The organism is Bacillus sp. FJAT-27225 (genome assembly GCF_001685025.1).
In the GTDB taxonomy this organism is placed as follows: Bacteria; Bacillota; Bacilli; order Bacillales; family Cytobacillaceae; genus Bacillus_D.
The window spans coordinates 267,670-284,464 of the sequence record NZ_MAYU01000024.1 but is presented as its reverse complement, the minus strand read 5'-3'; the positions used below and the strand labels follow the sequence as shown (position 1 = coordinate 284,464).

Genomic DNA, 16,795 nt, shown 5'->3' with positions numbered 1-16,795 from the left:
CGCATCAACCCCCCAGCCCAAGCATGATAGTTTTTAGAGCCGATTGAAGCGGTGAGCCGAGCACACTTGGGAATACACCTATCAGTACTATAAGGAATAAAAGAGTCACTGCAGGCACATATTCAACGCCCTTCAAGTCAGATACAGCTGTAAATTCCCGATGAGACTGCCCATATGTGATGCCAAGAATCGCACGCAGCAGGTATACCGCAGTCATAATAATACCGATACAGCCTATTGCCGCCAGAACTGGCATTACCTCAAACAACCCCAGGAATGCCATAAATTCGCTTACGAATCCTGACATGCCAGGCAGCCCGAGAGATGCCATGCCGGCAGCCAGCAAAATACCAGAAGCGATTGGCATGCCTTTCGCAAGGCCGCCCAGATTCGCAAGAAGGGATGTATCAAGCCGGTTATATAAGACTCCAACAAGGAAGAACAATAAGGCTGAAATCAATCCATGTGAAATTACCTGGAATATAGCACCCTGAATACCTGCCTCATTTAATGCGGCCAGTCCAATCAGGACGATTCCCATATGAGAAATGGATGAGTAAGCAAGCACCATTTTGAAGTCCTTTTGGATAAAAGCCAGAAAGGCACCGTACAGGAGATTCACAATGCCGAGTATGGCGATAATGACTGAAAGCTCCTTGAACTGTTCAGGGAAGATTCCGAGGCCAAATCGAATCAATCCGTATGCTCCAATTTTCAGGAGAATGCCCGAGTGGATCATGACAATTGCAGGTGGAGCCTGAACGTGTACCTTTAGCATCCAGCTATGGAGAGGCACAATTGGCAGCTTGATGCCAAAGGCAACGAGCAGTGCAATCAATAAGCCCATCTTGACGCTTGCCGTAATCGGTTCATCCAATCCAGCAGCCGGATCTTTTACCAATGTCTGAAGAATGTCGATATTGGTGGTGCCCAGTCTCGAAAATAGAACCATGATTACAATCAGCAAGATGGCTGAACCAAGCCCATTGTAAATCAAAAAGCTATAAGCTGCTTTTTCCCTTTCAAAATAACCCCACTTTCCAATCAGGAAGAACATTGGAATAAGCGTCATTTCAAAGAAGAGGAAGAATAAAATCAGGTTTTGAGCCGTAAAGACACCAAGCATGCCAACCTCAAGGAGAAGGAACAGCATGAAGTACCCTTTCAATTCCCTGTTTACCTTCCAAGAGGCCAGCGCCGCAAGAGTTGCGACAACTGCTGTCAATACAACCAGCAGCATGGAAAAGCCATCGATCGCCAGTTCATAGTAGACAGAAAAGAAGTTCTCCTCGGTAAAACCGCCAAATTGGATCCACTCGGCCCTAACCGAAAAGTCTTCAAGGTCTTTGCCCCATAGGTAATGGAGATACGTTCCAACTGCGATAAGCAGTGGAGGAATGGTAGCCAGGAATCCTACTAGCTTTACAGACTTCTCATTCGATTTACCAACAAAGGCCAAAACTGCGATTCCCAACAGAGGGGAGAATACGAGCAGTGTAAGAACAAACGAAAGATCCATTACAAGTACCCCCCTGTCAGCGCAAAGATGACTGTCAGTACAGCAAGTCCGATGAAGGCAATGGCAGCATAAGTTTGCACTTGTCCGGACTGAAGTTTCGATCCTGTTTTGCCCAGAGCCTGGATTGTACCTGATACTAGGCTTGCCAATCCTTCAACCAGGAAAATATCAAGATAGCGGAAAAAATGGCTGATGCCCTTCGTTGCATTAACGACAGACAGCTGGTAAAACTCATCAACATAATATTTGTTATAGAGAATGGTGTGGAGCATTGGTGTACTGCCGCTTAACCAATCCCTTGAAATTGAACGTTTTCCATACATGAGCCAAGCAAGGAAAATTCCCGCCAGCGACACGAGTGTTGCAACAAGCATAATCCAGGCCGGCCCTTTGATATGGCCGTGTCCAAGTGCTTCGGTTCCTTCAGTAAGCCAATCGCCGAGGAATGAGCCAAACCATGGTGTATTAACGTAGCCAGCTACAACCGCAAGGACGCCAAGAATAATCATCGGCCCTGTCATAGAGGCAGGAGATTCGTGCACATTTTTTGTATCAGAACGGGATTCGCCCCAGAAAACCATAAAGAACAATCGGAACATGTAGAAGGCTGTAAAGAATGCCGCAATCACTGCAAGAGTGAACAGGATTGGATGCCCTGCCTCCCAAGCGGCGATCAGGATTTCTTCTTTACTGAAGAAACCGGAAAATAACGGGACACCACTGATAGCAAGGGTTCCGATTAGGAACAGTGGTCCGGTGAGCCTCAGTTTTTTCCAAAGACCGCCCATCTCTTCAATATTCTGTGTGTGGACGGCATGGATGACACTCCCTGCAGCCAGGAACAGGAGCGCTTTGAAAAATGCGTGGGTCATCAAGTGAAACACGCCTGCTACATAACCTGCAGAACCAAGTGCAAGCATCATGTAACCGAGCTGGCTGACTGTCGAATAGGCAAGTACCCTTTTGATATCCTTTTGAACAAGGCCGATGCTTGCCGCAAAAATGGCAGTGAATGCGCCAATGGTAGCAACCGTCAGCATAGCGGTTTCACTGGCATTAAACAGTGGGAACAAGGCGGCAACAAGATAGACACCGGCCGCAACCATTGTGGCTGCGTGAATCAAGGCAGAAACAGGTGTCGGGCCTTCCATCGCGTCCGGAAGCCATGTATGCAGCGGGAACTGGCCAGACTTACCCATAGCCCCTACGAAAATGAGAATTGCAATCAACGTTAGCATTCCGCCTGCAATAGCTCCGCCTTCTACTGCTTTAAAGATTTCATCATATTCAAAGCTGCCAGTTTCCCAGAATAAGAGAATCATGCCTATCAAAAGGCCAACATCACCAATCCTGGTCATAATAAACGCCTTCTTGGCGGCAGCCTTAGCTTCCTCTTTGTAGAAATAAAAGCCAATCAGCAAGAATGACCCAAGCCCTACCAATTCCCAGAATATATAGGTTTGCAAAAGGTTCGGTGAAATGACCAATCCCAGCATGGCAAATGTAAACAAGCCAAGATAGGCATAGAAAACCGGAATGCGCTCATCGCCTTGCATGTATCCTTTCGAATAGATATGTACGAGACAGCTAACGAGCGACACAATAAGTAGCATCAATGCATTTAGTTGGTTCACTTCAAATCCCGCTGTTAATTGAATCTCCCTTATTGTGAGCCAAGTAGCCTCGGATTTATATGTAGGCTCTGAAAATCGCTCAAAAAGGACAAACAGAGACATGGCAAGGGTTGCCAGCGTCAGCGCTATTCCTACATAAGCGCTTGCCTCTTTAAGGCGTTTTCCGAATAAAAGAAGAATCAAAAACGATAAGAGCGGGAGAAGCGGTATGATCCATGCATTTTCCATCAATACACTATCCCCTTTTTAAACGCGCATCCATTTGTCAGTGGTCTCTGTCAGCGCGCCTGATTGAGCCTTTTAGACAGGCTCCGCAGGTCGGCCCTGCGTTTTACTAACCATCAGCAAAGAACGCTGATGGAAGTTTCACTATCTCCACGTGTGCCCTACAAGACAAAGCTTCGGAAGCGTTCACCTCGAATGAAAAAAAGCTTTAGCTCTTTCGAGGAGGCTTCGCTCGCATTAAGGGCTGTACGCGGCACTTCCGCTTTTAATCTATCCAGCTTCAGCGCCCAGCGTCTAGTGTCCTTCGGTCCCCTCTGTTACGATAAGTCAACATCGATTCGCTTTCGCTCCTCGTGTTTCCTTTATCTCACTTCGAGGCCCTCCAGGCCATACGCTGCTTACCGGGCACTTCCGCTTTTAATGTTTCAAAATATCCATTTCGTCGACGTTGACGGTTTTTTTGTTTCTGTATAAAGAAATGAGAATCGCTAGCCCTACAGCCACTTCGGCTGCTGCGATTGCCATACAGAACAGCGCGAAGATCTGCCCGTCAATAGATGGAGCCACGCCATATTTGCTGAAGGTAACAAGGTTAATATTGACTGCATTCAACATCAATTCAATTGAAATGAGTACGATGACTGTATTACGTTTTGTAAGGGCACCGTACAAACCAATGCAAAACAGTATCAGTGCCAGGGCAAGGAAAGCAGAAGCCGGTACACCGGAACCCATATTACTCGCCCTCCTTCTGATCTTTTTTTGCCAGGATAATTGCCCCCACCAGGGCAACAAGCAGGACAACAGAAACTAGTTCAAACGGAATGATATATCTAGAAAACAGAGCAATGCCAATTTGTTCGGTGTTGTTTACATGAAGGGTATTAGAGCCAGGATTTAAATCTAGATTATAGATACCGGCATACACCACACCGGCAAATGCTGCAACCCCCAAAAAGACAGGAATATTTCGCAAGTTCCCTTTCTGCTGCTCGCCTTCATCGTCATGTTTTGTAAGCATGATCCCAAAGAGCATGATGATGGTGATCGCACCGGAATACACAAGTATTTGTACGGCAGCGATGAACTCAGCTGAAAGCAAAATGTAAATTCCAGCAATGCTGACGAATGTGAATACGAGGGCGACGACCATATGGACGACTTTCGTTAAGTTCAAAAGAAGCACGCCCCCGATAACTCCGACTAACGCAAGCCCCATAAAGGCCAGAAATTCTCCTGAGATCATGGCTTATTCACCTTCCGAACATTCTCATCATTTTCATCCAGCCACTCAAGATTTTTAAACAGGAAATCCCGGCTGTATTCAGCAAGTTCAAAATTATTCGTCATAATAATTGCTTCGGTAGGGCATACCTCTGTACACAGGTCGCACAGTATACAAATTTCGAAATTGATATCGTACGTATCAATGACCTTTCCCTTTTTAGTCGGATCCGGATGCTTTTTCCCTGTTAGCTGTATGCAGTCAGTTGGACAAATATTTGCACATTGATTGCAAACGATGCATTTTTCAGGATAAAACTTCTGAATTCCCCGGAATCGGTCAGGCAACGGCAGCGGTTCATTCGGATAATCGTACGTTACCTTTTCCCTGGTCAGATTTTTCAGGGTATATTTTAAGCCTTTTGCCAATCCAAGCATGTTCTCACCCCTTATTTCAATCATTTAAGACAAATTCCTATTCGCTAAAAGAGTTCCAAGAGTTCTTTAATAAGCGCAGTTAGGAAAACGTTAGCCAACGCAACCGGAAGAAGGACCTTCCAGCCAAATTCCATTAGTTTATCTGCGCGGAAACGCGGGAATGTGGACCTGAACCATATCAGGATAAAAATAATTAAACTAAATTTAAGCGAGAACCAGACTGCTCCCGGAATAAAATTGAGAATCTCCAAAGGTGGCAGCCATCCGCCCAGGAATAACACTGTAGTTAGAGCTGCCATTCCAAACATGTACACATATTCCGCAAGCATAAAAAATGCCCATCTAAAGCCTGAGTATTCGATATGGTATCCTGAAATAATTTCAGATTCCCCTTCTGGGAGGTCGAATGGGACACGGTTTAACTCTGCAACGGACGCCACCAGGAAGACAAGAAATCCAATAGGCTGCAGAATGATATACCACCCATTTTTCTGAGCGTCGACAATGTCGTTCAAGTTCAGGCTTCCCGTCAGCAGGATGATACCAAGTACTGACATAACAAGCGGTATTTCATAGGATATCATCTGGGCTGCTGCTCTCATGCCGCCGAGCAATGCATACTTGTTATTTGAACCCCAAGAGCCGATGAGGATACCAAAGGTAGTCAAACCTGATACCGCTATATAGTAGAGAAGCCCGACACCAATATCAGCAAATTGAAATGCATCTGTAAATGGAATTGCCGCGAGTACCATAAAGGAAGGTGCAAAAGCGATCACTGGAGCCAGTATGAAAAGCGGCCGGTCAGCTGCCTTCGGAATAATGTCTTCCTTTAGCAGAAGCTTTAATACGTCCGCCACTGTCTGAAGCAATCCCCAGCGTCCGCCAACCTGGTTCGGGCCATGCCGCATTTGCATGAAGCCCATGACCTTTCGTTCCGCGAGAATGCCATACGTTACGAAGCCTAGAACAACGAGCAGGAACACCGTGGTTAGCAAGAAAAAGATAGCAAAGTTGGCCAGCCCCGGGGTTGAGGAAAGCAAATTTTGTATCATTACCCATCCACCTCCCCGAGGACAATATCAATAGCCCCCAGAATCGCAATCATATTCGCCATATTTTCACCGACCAGCAGCTTCGGCAGGATTTGCAGGTTATAGAAGGAAGGTCTTCTGAATTTAAGGCGATATGGCTCTTTTTTTCCATCACTTGCAATATAGCAGCCGATTTCCCCGCGCGGTGATTCAATTCTGACATATGCTTCACCTTTTGGAGCCTTGATAATCTTCGGTACCTTGGCGAGGATTTCCCCTTCCTCCGGGAATTGCTCGCACGCCTGTTCAAGTATTTTCAAAGATTCCTCGATTTCACGGGTGCGGACATGGTAACGGGCCCAGGCATCGCCGCCCTCCTCGGTAATCACGTCAAAATTAAACCGGTCATAAATCGAGTAAGGTTCATCCTTGCGTAAATCATATTTGACACCTGTACACCTTAGATTCGGGCCGGTCAATGAATATTGGATTGCCGTTTCCTTTGAATAGCGGCCCACGCCCTTTACCCTATTCCTAAAGATTTCATTGCCAGTTACAAGCTGATGATAGCCTTTAAGCTGTTCCCTCATGTATGGGATAAATTCTTTTACTTTATCAATCCAGCCTTCAGGCGCATCCCATTTTACGCCTCCAACACGCATATAGTTGAAGGTCAAACGGCCGCCGGAAAGCTCATTGAGCATATTGATAATCATTTCACGTTCTCTGAAAGCATAAATGAATGGGCTAGTTGCACCCAAGTCAAGCAGATATGTTCCCCACCAGACAAGATGGCTAGCAACCCTATTCAATTCCATTGCAATGACTCTAAGGTATTCCGCCCTTTCCGGTACCTGGATATTCATCATCGTTTCAACTGCATGGCAGATTACATAATTATTTGTCATTGATGAAATGTAATCCATCCGGTCTGTATATGGAATGATTTGTGTATATTGAAGATTTTCAGCAATCTTTTCAGTTCCGCGGTGCAAATATCCAATCACCGGCTGTGCATCCGTAATGATTTCTCCATCAATTTTGACGACAAGCCGGAACACTCCGTGGGTACTTGGGTGCTGAGGCCCTACATTCAGCAGCATTTCTTCAGTTCGTATCACAGGTTACACCTCCACGTCGTACTGCTCGTAGTCTTTTCTTAGTGGATGGCCTACCCAATCTTCTCCCAGGAGGATCCTATGCAAATTCGGATGTCCTGTAAATGTAATCCCCAGCAAATCATAGGCTTCACATTCAGGCCAGTTTGCACCTGCCCATAACGGATGGAGGGATTCGATTGTTGGCTCGTCACGATCAACTTTCACTTTCAAAGCCACAGATTGGCGATTTTTGTATGAGTACAAGTGAACATACAATTCCATATGTGTCTCAAAGTCCGACCCGTGCAGCTCCGATAGATAGTCAAAGCTGAGCTGTTCATTGAATTTAAGGAACTGGGCGACCTTGTAGTAGGTTTCCTTCTTGGCTACAAGTGTAGGGACATCCTTTGAAAGTTTATTAATATAGGAATCTTCCAAAACATCCTTGCCAAGATGCTCTTCAATCACTTTTACATACTTATTAAGATAAACTTGGTTAGGAGAAGGAGCTGCCGGTGCTGTTTCTTCCTTCTCAGCGCCGCCTTTTGCTGATGCTGCAGCACGTGCCTTTGCAGCTGCTGCAGCTTTCGCCTTCGCGGCAGCGATGGCTTTTGCTTTTTCGTCATCGCCGGCTGCCTCAGCACCTGCTTCGCCCGACTGTTTTGCGAGTGCGGCTGCCTTTGCCTTTGCTGCAGCTGCCGCTTTTGCCTTCGCCGCAGCGATTGCTTTTGCTTTTTCATCATCGCCCGCTGCCTCAGCACCTGCTTCGCCTGACTGTTTTGCGAGTGCTGCCGCCTTTGCCTTTGCTGCAGCTGCTGCTTTTGCCTTCGCAGCCGCAGCTGCCTTTTTCTTTGCTAAATCGGAATCGTCACCAGTTTCAGGTACAGTTCCTTCTACCGGCTGGGAGTTTTGAGGCTGTTCGGCGTTTCCAGCTTCACGCCGTTGTTTCGCTAGTGCAGCTGCCTTCGCCTTCGCAGCGGCTGCCGCCTTTTTCTTCGCTAAATCTTCATCCTCAATTAATTGTTGAGGTGTTTCCGCTGGCTGGGCCTTTTCCTGGCTCATTTCCCCTGTCCCGGATTCACGCCTCTGCTTCGCGAGTGCAGCTGCCTTTGCTTTCGCTGCCGCTGCTGCTTTCTTTTGGGCTAGTTCCTCATTATCTGCAGATTGTTGTACAGGTTTTTCAGGTTCAGCCTGCGGAACGTTATGTACAGGCTCATTGGCCTTGGACGCTTCCTGTGCTGCTTTCGCCGCACGTTTTGCGGCCGCGGCTGCCTTTGCTTTCTCTACTGCTTCCTTTTTTAGTTGCTCAAGATCTTTCTCCCCGCTCATCGGTTAGATCACCTTCTTCCCCGTCTTCGCCTCGTACCGAATCTTTTCTTTAAGTTTATTGATACCATAGATCAGGGCTGCCGGATTTGGCGGGCAGCCGGGAATATATACATCGACCGGAATAATTTGATCCACGCCTTTTACAACTGAATAGGAATGGATATATGGACCTCCGGCAGTTGCACAGGAACCCATAGCGATTACCCATTTTGGTTCCGGCATTTGGTCATAAAGGCGCCGGACAATCGGTGCCATTTTTTTCGTGACCGTCCCGGAAACAATCATGACATCAGATTGCCGGGGAGAATTTCTAAAGAAGGATCCAAAACGGTCAAGGTCATAATTGGCTGCTCCGACCCCCATCATTTCAATTGCGCAGCAAGCGAGCCCAAAAGTCATTGGATAGAGGGAATTGCTTCTTGCCCAGGCTTTTACCTGTTCAAGGGTAGTCAAAAAGACATTCCGCTTCATTTCTTCCATTTCATGAGGAGATATGTTGTCCAATTTTAGTTCCATTTCAACACCTTCTTTTTCCAAGCATAAACAAGCCCGAGCACAAGCATCAATGCGAAAATCAGCATTTCGATCAATGCAAAAATCCCGAGCTTATCATAGGCTACTGCCCATGGATACAAAAACACTGTTTCCACATCAAAAATAACGAACATTAGGGCAAAAATATAATACCGGACATTGAATTGCACTCGTGAATCGTGAAACGGTTCAATCCCGCTTTCATAAGTGGTATACTTCGCATCACTTGGTTTATGTGGACGCAGAAGCTTTCCTAAAAACAGTGCCACAATCGGCAGCAAAATCCCGAGACACAGAAACACAAAAACTATCAGATAATTATTCTGATATACATTCAGCAAATCCATGCCCATCCCCTCCAATGTTGTAGAATTTTCACACTTGTTAAACATGTAACCGAATACAATTATAGCATTGTTGGATTTGTGTGTCGATAAACCCTGATATAAAAAGAAGAGTGAGTTTGTTTCTCATTTTTATCGACAAAATATTCTAAATTGTCACCGTCCTTTATGAAGCATCCTTACCGTAATTCCTTACTATATGTATTCAGTACAGGCCTTTTTCATCCATGTAAAGGACAGTTTCCCAAAGTAATTGCCTTCTTAAAACCTGCCGGCCAGTCCAATGGGTTTCAAAATCCTATTTCACCCGAGTGCATGCTCTGATTGAGATATTTAGACCATATAAATCGCCTTGATTATATACACAATCAAAAACCACCTGACTGTTTAGATATAGGCCTGGAGGCGGCTTGCTACTATTCATTTTGTTGGGTTAATGAGCCATTGGCTGGAAGATTTGTAATAGTACGTTCTGCCACTCTATGAAATGCCTACTTTTACTTTTTTACCCGATGTGCTTTGCTTCCGGCCGATATACTTCCTTTGGGGAGGGAATCTGTATGTATGTGGCAATGGGCGGAGTTTGGACAAGTACCATTTAGGCATTCACAACAACTGGTTCAATTGGCGGAAATATCAGAAAAACTAGCAGAATACTAAAAATTTGCGCAAAAAAACTCCCTTTCGGTAACCAGGCTGCCTGTCCAAAATTTTTTTGGGGGAGGCCCTTTGGCTTTGCGTCCCTGCCTTTCAACAGGTTTGCCATTTCGGATAAGAGTCAGTTTATTTTCTCTTCATCTAAAAGTATAGTTGCTGGCAAGCTAAAGTTCTACAACCTTTTGGAGTAATTTCCCAACGTAAAGACCTTGTCAGTTTAGGGAACCAGCTTGGCATGGATGATTAATCGGTGTGTTGCAGTATCGACTGGATCACAGGTGATCAGGGTCAACATTCTATCATCTCCATTTCCCCTTAAAACCGATGTATCAACCGGAGTAACAATGGAAATTTTAAAGACCTTGTATTTATAAGTTTGTTGTTTGTTTTTAATAACGATACTATCCCCTGACTCGAGTTCTCCAAGCCTGTTAAACATCCTCCCAAACGACCTGCTTCTATGCGCGGCAATGGCGGCATTCCCGGCTTCCCCCGGATAGGCAGTGCCTGTCAGATGCCCCGCTCCATATTTCATATTCTCCGTGGTCGCTCCCTCCAGTAGCGGAAGCTGTACTCCTATCTTCTTAATTTCTATCACTCCAAGAACATGAGATTTTTCTTTAGGTTCTTTGTCTTTGTTAGCGTGTTTCTTTTTCTTGGCCCCAGTGGTTTGCTTTGCTGCTGAACCCGCTGCCTCAATCGGAGCTGCATCAAGGGACCCTTCGAATATTTCCGTTAGCTGGCTGAGGCTGTTTCTAGCACGATTGTCAATTTCCAAAAACTCTTCTCCACTGGCTTCCCATTCCCGAATTATTTTTTTCTGCATGTAATCACTGTAAAGGTTTTTGCCGGAGGGGTAAGCGATTAGCACCAGCCCGATTAAAATCAATAATACGGCTGTAATCCTTCTCATTTTCATCACCCTTTGTTCCAGTCTCGAACTTCTTTAACTATTAAATATCAGCTAAAAAACAGAGGGAGAACTTAGTCTCCCTCTCCCTCATTTCTTCAGGCAGTCCTCCTTCTTAACGCCCTTAGCATTCCCGTTCCGGCAATACAGAAAAGCAATCCAGCTAAATAGAATGCAAACTGGCTATTCTCCCCGGTACGCGGAAGCTCCTCACTGACTCCCCCTATTCCGCCAGGAACACTCGGCGGTACGGGCCCTCCCGGCACTTTTGGCTCATCTATAATCACGCCGGTACCGTCTTCTGGCCCTTTACATGCCATGTTGATTGTAATTGAATTCCCGTCTATCACCAGTTCTGATTGGCCAAGATCGGAAAGAAGCATTGTATGGTCTTTTCCGCCCATGGTTACAATCAATCCTTTTACCGACTGAACATCTATATCTTTAAGATTAAGGGATAAGGTTTCTTGCTCCCCGTTAACAGTAAAGTTTACTGTTGAACCATCCTTGAGAAGCAGTACTGCTTTTTCAATTATGCCGAGGCAGTTTCCAAGAATGACTTTCACTGACAATTCCACAGGCGTTTCTTTTGGAGGTTCCTCATTTGGACAGTTTATTTTTATTTCAATTTCGCCATTTTCCTTTACTTCTTCAGTGACGTTTATATCTGAGAGAAGATACGTTTTTGTTTCTTCGCCAATTTTTAATTTTACGCCTGTAATATTTTCTAGTTTTATATTTTCAAGCTGCAGGACTAGATCGAGAAGATTGGTGTATTCAATCTCTCTGCCATCCCCGAGTACAAGCCACGCCTTCTCCACATGGCCGATACAGTCTTCAATGACAAGCTTTACCTTTGTTGGTTCAGGCTTTCCCTCAGGCGGTGGTTTTGGACAGTCAATCGTAATCACAATCGTGCCATTATCCTTCACTTTAACCTTAATATCCTGGCCAGTAATTAAGTATGATTTAAACTCGTCCCCAATCTTCACCTTTACTCCCTTTATATCCTTGAGGCCAATATCTTCAAGCTTCAGGCTGCCAGTTAGAGAATCAAACTCTATTTCCCTGTTTTCTCCTAATACAAGCCAGGCCTTTTCAACAGTTCCAAGACAATCCTTTAGAATGAGTTTTATTTTACTCATGCCAGGTTTCTCAGCTGGAGGCTGTTCTGATTTACATTTAATCTTAAAGACGATTGTCCCGTTCTCATTTTTAGGCGACTCTACTAATACTTCCTCTTTTTTGAAAATAAGTTCTTTTCCATCCTTAAGGACGACCCCTACCTTGTCAATATCCTCAAGGGTCACATCCTTGAATTCAACGATGTTCCTTTCAAGGTCTAGCCTCTTTCCATTCGTGAGGATGAAAAATGCATGGTCTACTAAAGGCATGCAGCCCTTGATATAGTTTACTTTAAATTTAATAGGCTTTTCCTTATCACTTGGCGGGTTATTGTCTTCTGGAGGTGTGTTATCTTCTGGTGGTGTAGTGTCTCCCGGTGGTGTGGTGTCTCCTGGTGGTGTGGTGTCTCCTGGCGGTGTGGTATCTCCCGGTGGTGTGGTGTCTCCTGGTGGATTATTATTGCCATCCCCTGGAGGTGGGTCTTCTTTACACTCAATTTTAAAGATAACTGTACCGTTTTCGTTTTTAGGCGATTCGACGAGAACCTCTTCCCTTTCAAAAAGAAGCTCTTTTCCGCTTTGCAAAACAACGCCTATTTTGTCAATATCCTTTGTCTCAACGTCTTTTAGGGTAATACGATAATCATCAAGAATGATTTTGGAGCTACCATTCAGAATAAAGAATACATGGTCTGATAGGGGCATACAGCCATTAATAAGATTTACTTTAAACTTGTTGGTCTTGCTGTTTCCATTTTCATCTCCCTTACCTGGCGGATTTTCCCCACCATTTCGTGGGCTTTCTCCTTGTTTAGGCGGTTTTTGTTCTTGGCCCGGTGACTTCTTTCCTTCTCCAGGAGTTTCATTCTTTTTATAGTAAAAAGCAATATGGCTGATTTCTTTGTTATCTGGTGCAGCTAACCCTTTTCCAGATAGCGCTCCGTCAGGATAAGGAGTTTCATCGCCACCTCTTCCTCCCTTTACATTTACGAAATAGACAGGAATATTCGACGTCCAGGATACAGATTTTGCTTCCTTTTTATTGCCGGCCTTTTCAAATTTAAGGTTGACCTCAAGTGTCCCTCCCTGATGTTTATAGGTTCCATCCTTCCAAGCCTCTGAATCTACCTTGAACATTTCAAACCCTTCCTTGGGCTGGGCGACTCCTCCGTTATTGCTATTGTTGGCAAAAACAGCCCCGTTCGGAAGAAGATTGAAGAACATAAGCAGTGCAATAAGCAGTAGTCCGATTTTTTTATTTTTCAAAAACTATCCCCTCTTTCACTATATTTCGTACCTCAACAGGAATAAAAGCAGCTTGTCCTCTAAAAAGGCATCACCCCGTTTATATAATTATTTATGAAATAGCCGATAGCCTACCCGATACGAAATATCGAGTAAACGCAAAAAAGCTGCCAGAAATATTCTGGCAGCTGGACGGCCATCATCAAAAAATGATTACAGGCTCCTAGGCTTTGCGTCCCCTCCTTTCGGAAGGTTTGCCTTTATCGTTTTTATGTAGATAAATCGATTGATGAAAATCCCATAATTAACCGTTCATTACAGTATATGGATTACCCCGCATTCAACCAGTCCTAAACCCCTTCTAGTAAAAATGTGCCAAATTGACTATTTTTCATACAATGTTCAGGTTTTGGATTAAAACAAAAAAAGCTGGTTGAGGAGATGTCATGTGACAGTCTCCCAACCAGCTTTTTAATTATTAGTTTTATAGTCTTCTTTCCGCAACAGCCAGACGGTTGATGGCACGCTGCAGGGCAAGCTCAGCCCGTTTGAAGTCAACGTTTTCCTGCTGGCGCTCACGGAGTCGCTGTTCGGCACGCTCTTTCGCACGCAGGGCACGCTCCACATCAATGGCATTCGACTGTTCAGCAGCCTGGGCCAGGATCGTGACTTGATCAGGACGTACTTCAAGGAATCCGCCGGTAACTGCAACATAATCCGTGTTTCCATCCTTTTTCAGCCTTACTGCACCAATATCCAATGGGGCTACCATTGGGATATGGCCGGGAAGAATCCCGAGTTCACCGCTCTGAGCTTTTGTGCTAACCATCTCAACATCTGATTCATATACCGGGCCATCGGGAGTTACAACACTGACTTTCATCGTCCTCATTTTTCACCCTCCTGGCTGGTTTAAACCTCTACACCCATGCGTTTTGCAGCTTCAACAACATCCTCGATACGGCCGACCAGACGGAACGCATCTTCCGGAAGATGGTCATATTTACCGTCAAGGATTTCACGGAAGCCTTTAACCGTTTCTTTAACCGGTACATAGGATCCAGGCTGACCGGTAAACTGCTCGGCAACGTGGAAGTTTTGAGAAAGGAAGTTCTGGATACGGCGCGCACGGTGTACAACAAGCTTATCCTCATCCCCTAGCTCATCCATACCAAGAATCGCAATGATATCCTGGAGTTCCCGATAGCGCTGGAGTGTTTGCTGTACCTGGCGGGCCACACTGTAATGCTCCTCGCCAACAATTTCCGGCGACAATGCGCGGGATGTTGAGGCAAGTGGATCCACCGCAGGGTAGATACCCATTTCGGATAGTTTACGCTCAAGGTTTGTAGTTGCATCCAAGTGGGCAAATGTTGTAGCAGGAGCCGGGTCAGTATAGTCATCGGCTGGAACATAAATGGCCTGAATGGATGTAACGGATCCTTTGTTTGTAGATGTAATACGTTCCTGCAGCTTACCCATTTCTGTAGCAAGGGTTGGCTGGTAACCTACAGCTGATGGCATACGGCCAAGCAACGCGGAAACCTCGGAACCTGCCTGAGTGAATCGGAAGATATTATCCATGAAGAATAGAACGTCCTGTCCTTGTTCATCACGGAAATATTCTGCCATAGTCAAACCAGTCAGGGCAACACGCATACGCGCGCCAGGCGGCTCGTTCATCTGGCCGAATACCATCGCAGTCTTTTTAATAACGCCGGAATCGGTCATTTCATGGTAAAGGTCATTTCCTTCACGAGTTCGCTCCCCAACACCCGCGAAAACCGATATACCTCCGTGTTCCTGCGCGATGTTATTGATCAATTCCTGGATAAGAACAGTTTTACCAACACCTGCACCTCCAAAGAGGCCGATTTTACCACCCTTGATGTATGGTGCCAGCAGGTCAACAACCTTAATGCCTGTTTCAAGAATTTCGACCTCTGTAGAGAGCTGTTCGAAGGTTGGCGCTTCTCGGTGGATTGAATCCCTGCGCTCGCTTTGAGGAACATCTTCTTTCAAATCGATAGCCTCGCCAAGTACGTTGAATACGCGGCCCAGTGTTACATCACCAACTGGTACTGAAATTGGCGCACCAGTATCTACAACTTCTACACCGCGAGTCAAGCCGTCTGTCGAAGCCATAGCGATTGTCCGGACAGTATCATCACCCAGGTGAAGGGCAACCTCCAAAGTCAGGTTAATATCGACTTCCGATGCATTTTGAGCTTTGGTATTAATAGTTAATGCGTTATAGATTTCCGGCAGTCTGCCGCTTTCAAACTTTACGTCAACTACCGGACCCATAACCTGCAGGACTTGTCCTGTGTTCATCGTTTTCCCTCCTATCGTTAGAAAAACCCGCCAGTTACTGGCCTTCGTTTTCCTTTTCCGTTAAAAAAGGATAAAGTACTTTCCTTTTTATAAAAACCCGAAAGCTGGAATGTACATTTCACTCCATACAATAAAAAAGGTGGGGAGTACGGCGGTTGGTCCCGCCTTGTGCTTCCCGGTCCTGACCCTTCTTCCTGCCTGAAGGAGGGTTTTTATCTATTCCAGCGCGGCTGCTCCGCCGACAATTTCAGTGATTTCCTGAGTAATCGCGGCTTGGCGCGCACGGTTATAAGTCAAACTGTAAGAACTGATTAATTCATTGGCGTTGTCTGTTGCATTCCTCATTGCCGTCATTCTCGCAGCATGCTCGCTTGCCTTGGAATCGAGAAGAGCTCCATAAATCAAGCTTTCAGCATATTGGGGAAGGAGAACATCCAGGATCGCTTCAGCATTCGGTTCATATTCATATGATGTAAGCTTTGATGAAGCTGCAATATCTGTTAGCGGGAGCAGCTTCTTATGAGTAACATCCTGTGAAATTGCACTTACGTAGTGGCTATAGTAAATATGTAGTTCATCAAATATGCCATCTGAGAACATGCCAACCGTATTGCTGGCAATTTCTTTAATATCATCGAATGACGGCTGGTCCGAGATTCCAACAATATCAAGCACAACGTTCATGCCCCTTTTACGGAAGAAATCACGCCCCACCCTGCCAATCGCAATAATGCCAAATTCGTCGTTGGACTTATGCTTTCCCTGGATAGCCTGAAGAGCTTGGCGTAAAACGTTGCTGTTGAATGCGCCGGCCAACCCCCTGTCAGACGTAATGACAAGATAACCGGTTTTCTTAACTGGCCTGTGCTGCAGCATTGGATGGTTTACATCCTTACTGCCCACAGCAATGGAAGCTGTTACTTCCTGGATTTTTTCCATGTATGGAACAAATGCTTTCGCATTGGTCACGCCCCGGTTCCATTTAGCGGCAGATACCATCTCCATCGCTTTAGTAATCTGGCTCGTCTTTTTTGTGGAGGTAATCCGGGATTTTATATCGCGTAATGATGCCACTGGTTCTCACCACCCTTTTTCAAAGTTTGGCATGGGGGCAGGTAAATGCCCCTGCCATCTTGTGTTGTAG

Annotated in this window: 15 protein-coding genes and 2 riboswitches; all 15 genes read right to left on the bottom strand. The window is 45.5% G+C overall.

The genetic code is table 11. The features are described from left to right. Positions 1–4 precede the first annotated feature (4 nt). Positions 5–1,519, bottom strand: a complete 1,515-nt coding sequence (locus A8F94_RS22425) for a complex I subunit 4 family protein (RefSeq protein ID WP_066205972.1) — start codon at positions 1,517–1,519, stop codon at positions 5–7. Then, complete coding sequence (nuoL, locus tag A8F94_RS22420) at positions 1,519–3,384, bottom strand: NADH-quinone oxidoreductase subunit L (RefSeq protein ID WP_066205969.1); 1,866 nt, start codon at positions 3,382–3,384, stop codon at positions 1,519–1,521. Before nuoL ends, A8F94_RS22425 begins: the two co-directional genes overlap by 1 nt. A gap of 411 nt (positions 3,385–3,795) precedes the next feature. Further along, positions 3,796–4,113: an NADH-quinone oxidoreductase subunit NuoK gene (gene nuoK, locus A8F94_RS22415; protein ID WP_066205967.1), complete on the bottom strand. Its 318-nt coding sequence runs from the start codon at positions 4,111–4,113 to the stop codon at positions 3,796–3,798. 1 nt (position 4,114) lies between these two features. Further along, complete coding sequence (locus A8F94_RS22410; protein WP_066205964.1) at positions 4,115–4,624, bottom strand: NADH-quinone oxidoreductase subunit J; 510 nt, start codon at positions 4,622–4,624, stop codon at positions 4,115–4,117. Further along, positions 4,621–5,040: an NADH-quinone oxidoreductase subunit NuoI gene (nuoI, locus tag A8F94_RS22405; RefSeq protein WP_043930033.1), complete on the bottom strand. Its 420-nt coding sequence runs from the start codon at positions 5,038–5,040 to the stop codon at positions 4,621–4,623. Before nuoI ends, A8F94_RS22410 begins: the two co-directional genes overlap by 4 nt. Before the next feature lie 44 nt (positions 5,041–5,084). Then, the gene (gene nuoH, locus A8F94_RS22400; protein WP_066205962.1) at positions 5,085–6,095 is read right to left on the bottom strand and encodes an NADH-quinone oxidoreductase subunit NuoH; all 1,011 of its coding nucleotides are present in this window, start codon (positions 6,093–6,095) and stop codon (positions 5,085–5,087) included. Continuing rightward, entirely contained in the window at positions 6,095–7,195 is a 1,101-nt protein-coding gene (locus A8F94_RS22395; protein WP_066205958.1) for an NADH-quinone oxidoreductase subunit D, read from the bottom strand. The genes nuoH and A8F94_RS22395 overlap by 1 nt, the downstream gene beginning before the upstream one ends. A 3-nt stretch (positions 7,196–7,198) precedes the next feature. Then, entirely contained in the window at positions 7,199–8,503 is a 1,305-nt protein-coding gene (locus A8F94_RS22390; RefSeq protein ID WP_066205955.1) for an NADH-quinone oxidoreductase subunit C, read from the bottom strand. 3 nt (positions 8,504–8,506) lie between these two features. After that, positions 8,507–9,019 (bottom strand): NuoB/complex I 20 kDa subunit family protein, encoded by a 513-nt coding sequence (locus A8F94_RS22385; protein WP_066205952.1) that lies wholly within the window; start codon positions 9,017–9,019, stop codon positions 8,507–8,509. Beyond that, on the bottom strand, positions 9,010–9,384 hold the full coding sequence (locus tag A8F94_RS22380; RefSeq protein WP_066205944.1) for an NADH-quinone oxidoreductase subunit A: 375 nt from the start codon (positions 9,382–9,384) through the stop codon (positions 9,010–9,012). The genes A8F94_RS22385 and A8F94_RS22380 overlap by 10 nt, the downstream gene beginning before the upstream one ends. Positions 9,385–10,064: 680 nt before the next feature. After that, positions 10,065–10,155: riboswitch (cyclic di-GMP riboswitch) on the bottom strand. Between the two features lie 100 nt (positions 10,156–10,255). Then, positions 10,256–10,951 (bottom strand): class D sortase, encoded by a 696-nt coding sequence (locus tag A8F94_RS22375; RefSeq protein ID WP_066205943.1) that lies wholly within the window; start codon positions 10,949–10,951, stop codon positions 10,256–10,258. A gap of 95 nt (positions 10,952–11,046) precedes the next feature. Next, the gene (locus tag A8F94_RS22370) at positions 11,047–13,338 is read right to left on the bottom strand and encodes an LPXTG cell wall anchor domain-containing protein (protein ID WP_066205940.1); all 2,292 of its coding nucleotides are present in this window, start codon (positions 13,336–13,338) and stop codon (positions 11,047–11,049) included. Positions 13,339–13,497: 159 nt separating this feature from the next. After that, positions 13,498–13,586: riboswitch (cyclic di-GMP riboswitch) on the bottom strand. A 215-nt stretch (positions 13,587–13,801) separates the two neighbouring features. Further along, positions 13,802–14,209, bottom strand: coding sequence for a F0F1 ATP synthase subunit epsilon (locus tag A8F94_RS22365; RefSeq protein ID WP_066205937.1), 408 nt, complete (start codon positions 14,207–14,209; stop codon positions 13,802–13,804). 20 nt (positions 14,210–14,229) lie between these two features. Next, on the bottom strand, positions 14,230–15,651 hold the full coding sequence (gene atpD, locus A8F94_RS22360; protein WP_066205934.1) for a F0F1 ATP synthase subunit beta: 1,422 nt from the start codon (positions 15,649–15,651) through the stop codon (positions 14,230–14,232). Positions 15,652–15,867: 216 nt separating this feature from the next. Then, positions 15,868–16,725 (bottom strand): ATP synthase F1 subunit gamma, encoded by an 858-nt coding sequence (gene atpG / locus A8F94_RS22355; RefSeq protein WP_066205932.1) that lies wholly within the window; start codon positions 16,723–16,725, stop codon positions 15,868–15,870. Between the last annotated feature and the right edge of the window lie 70 nt (positions 16,726–16,795).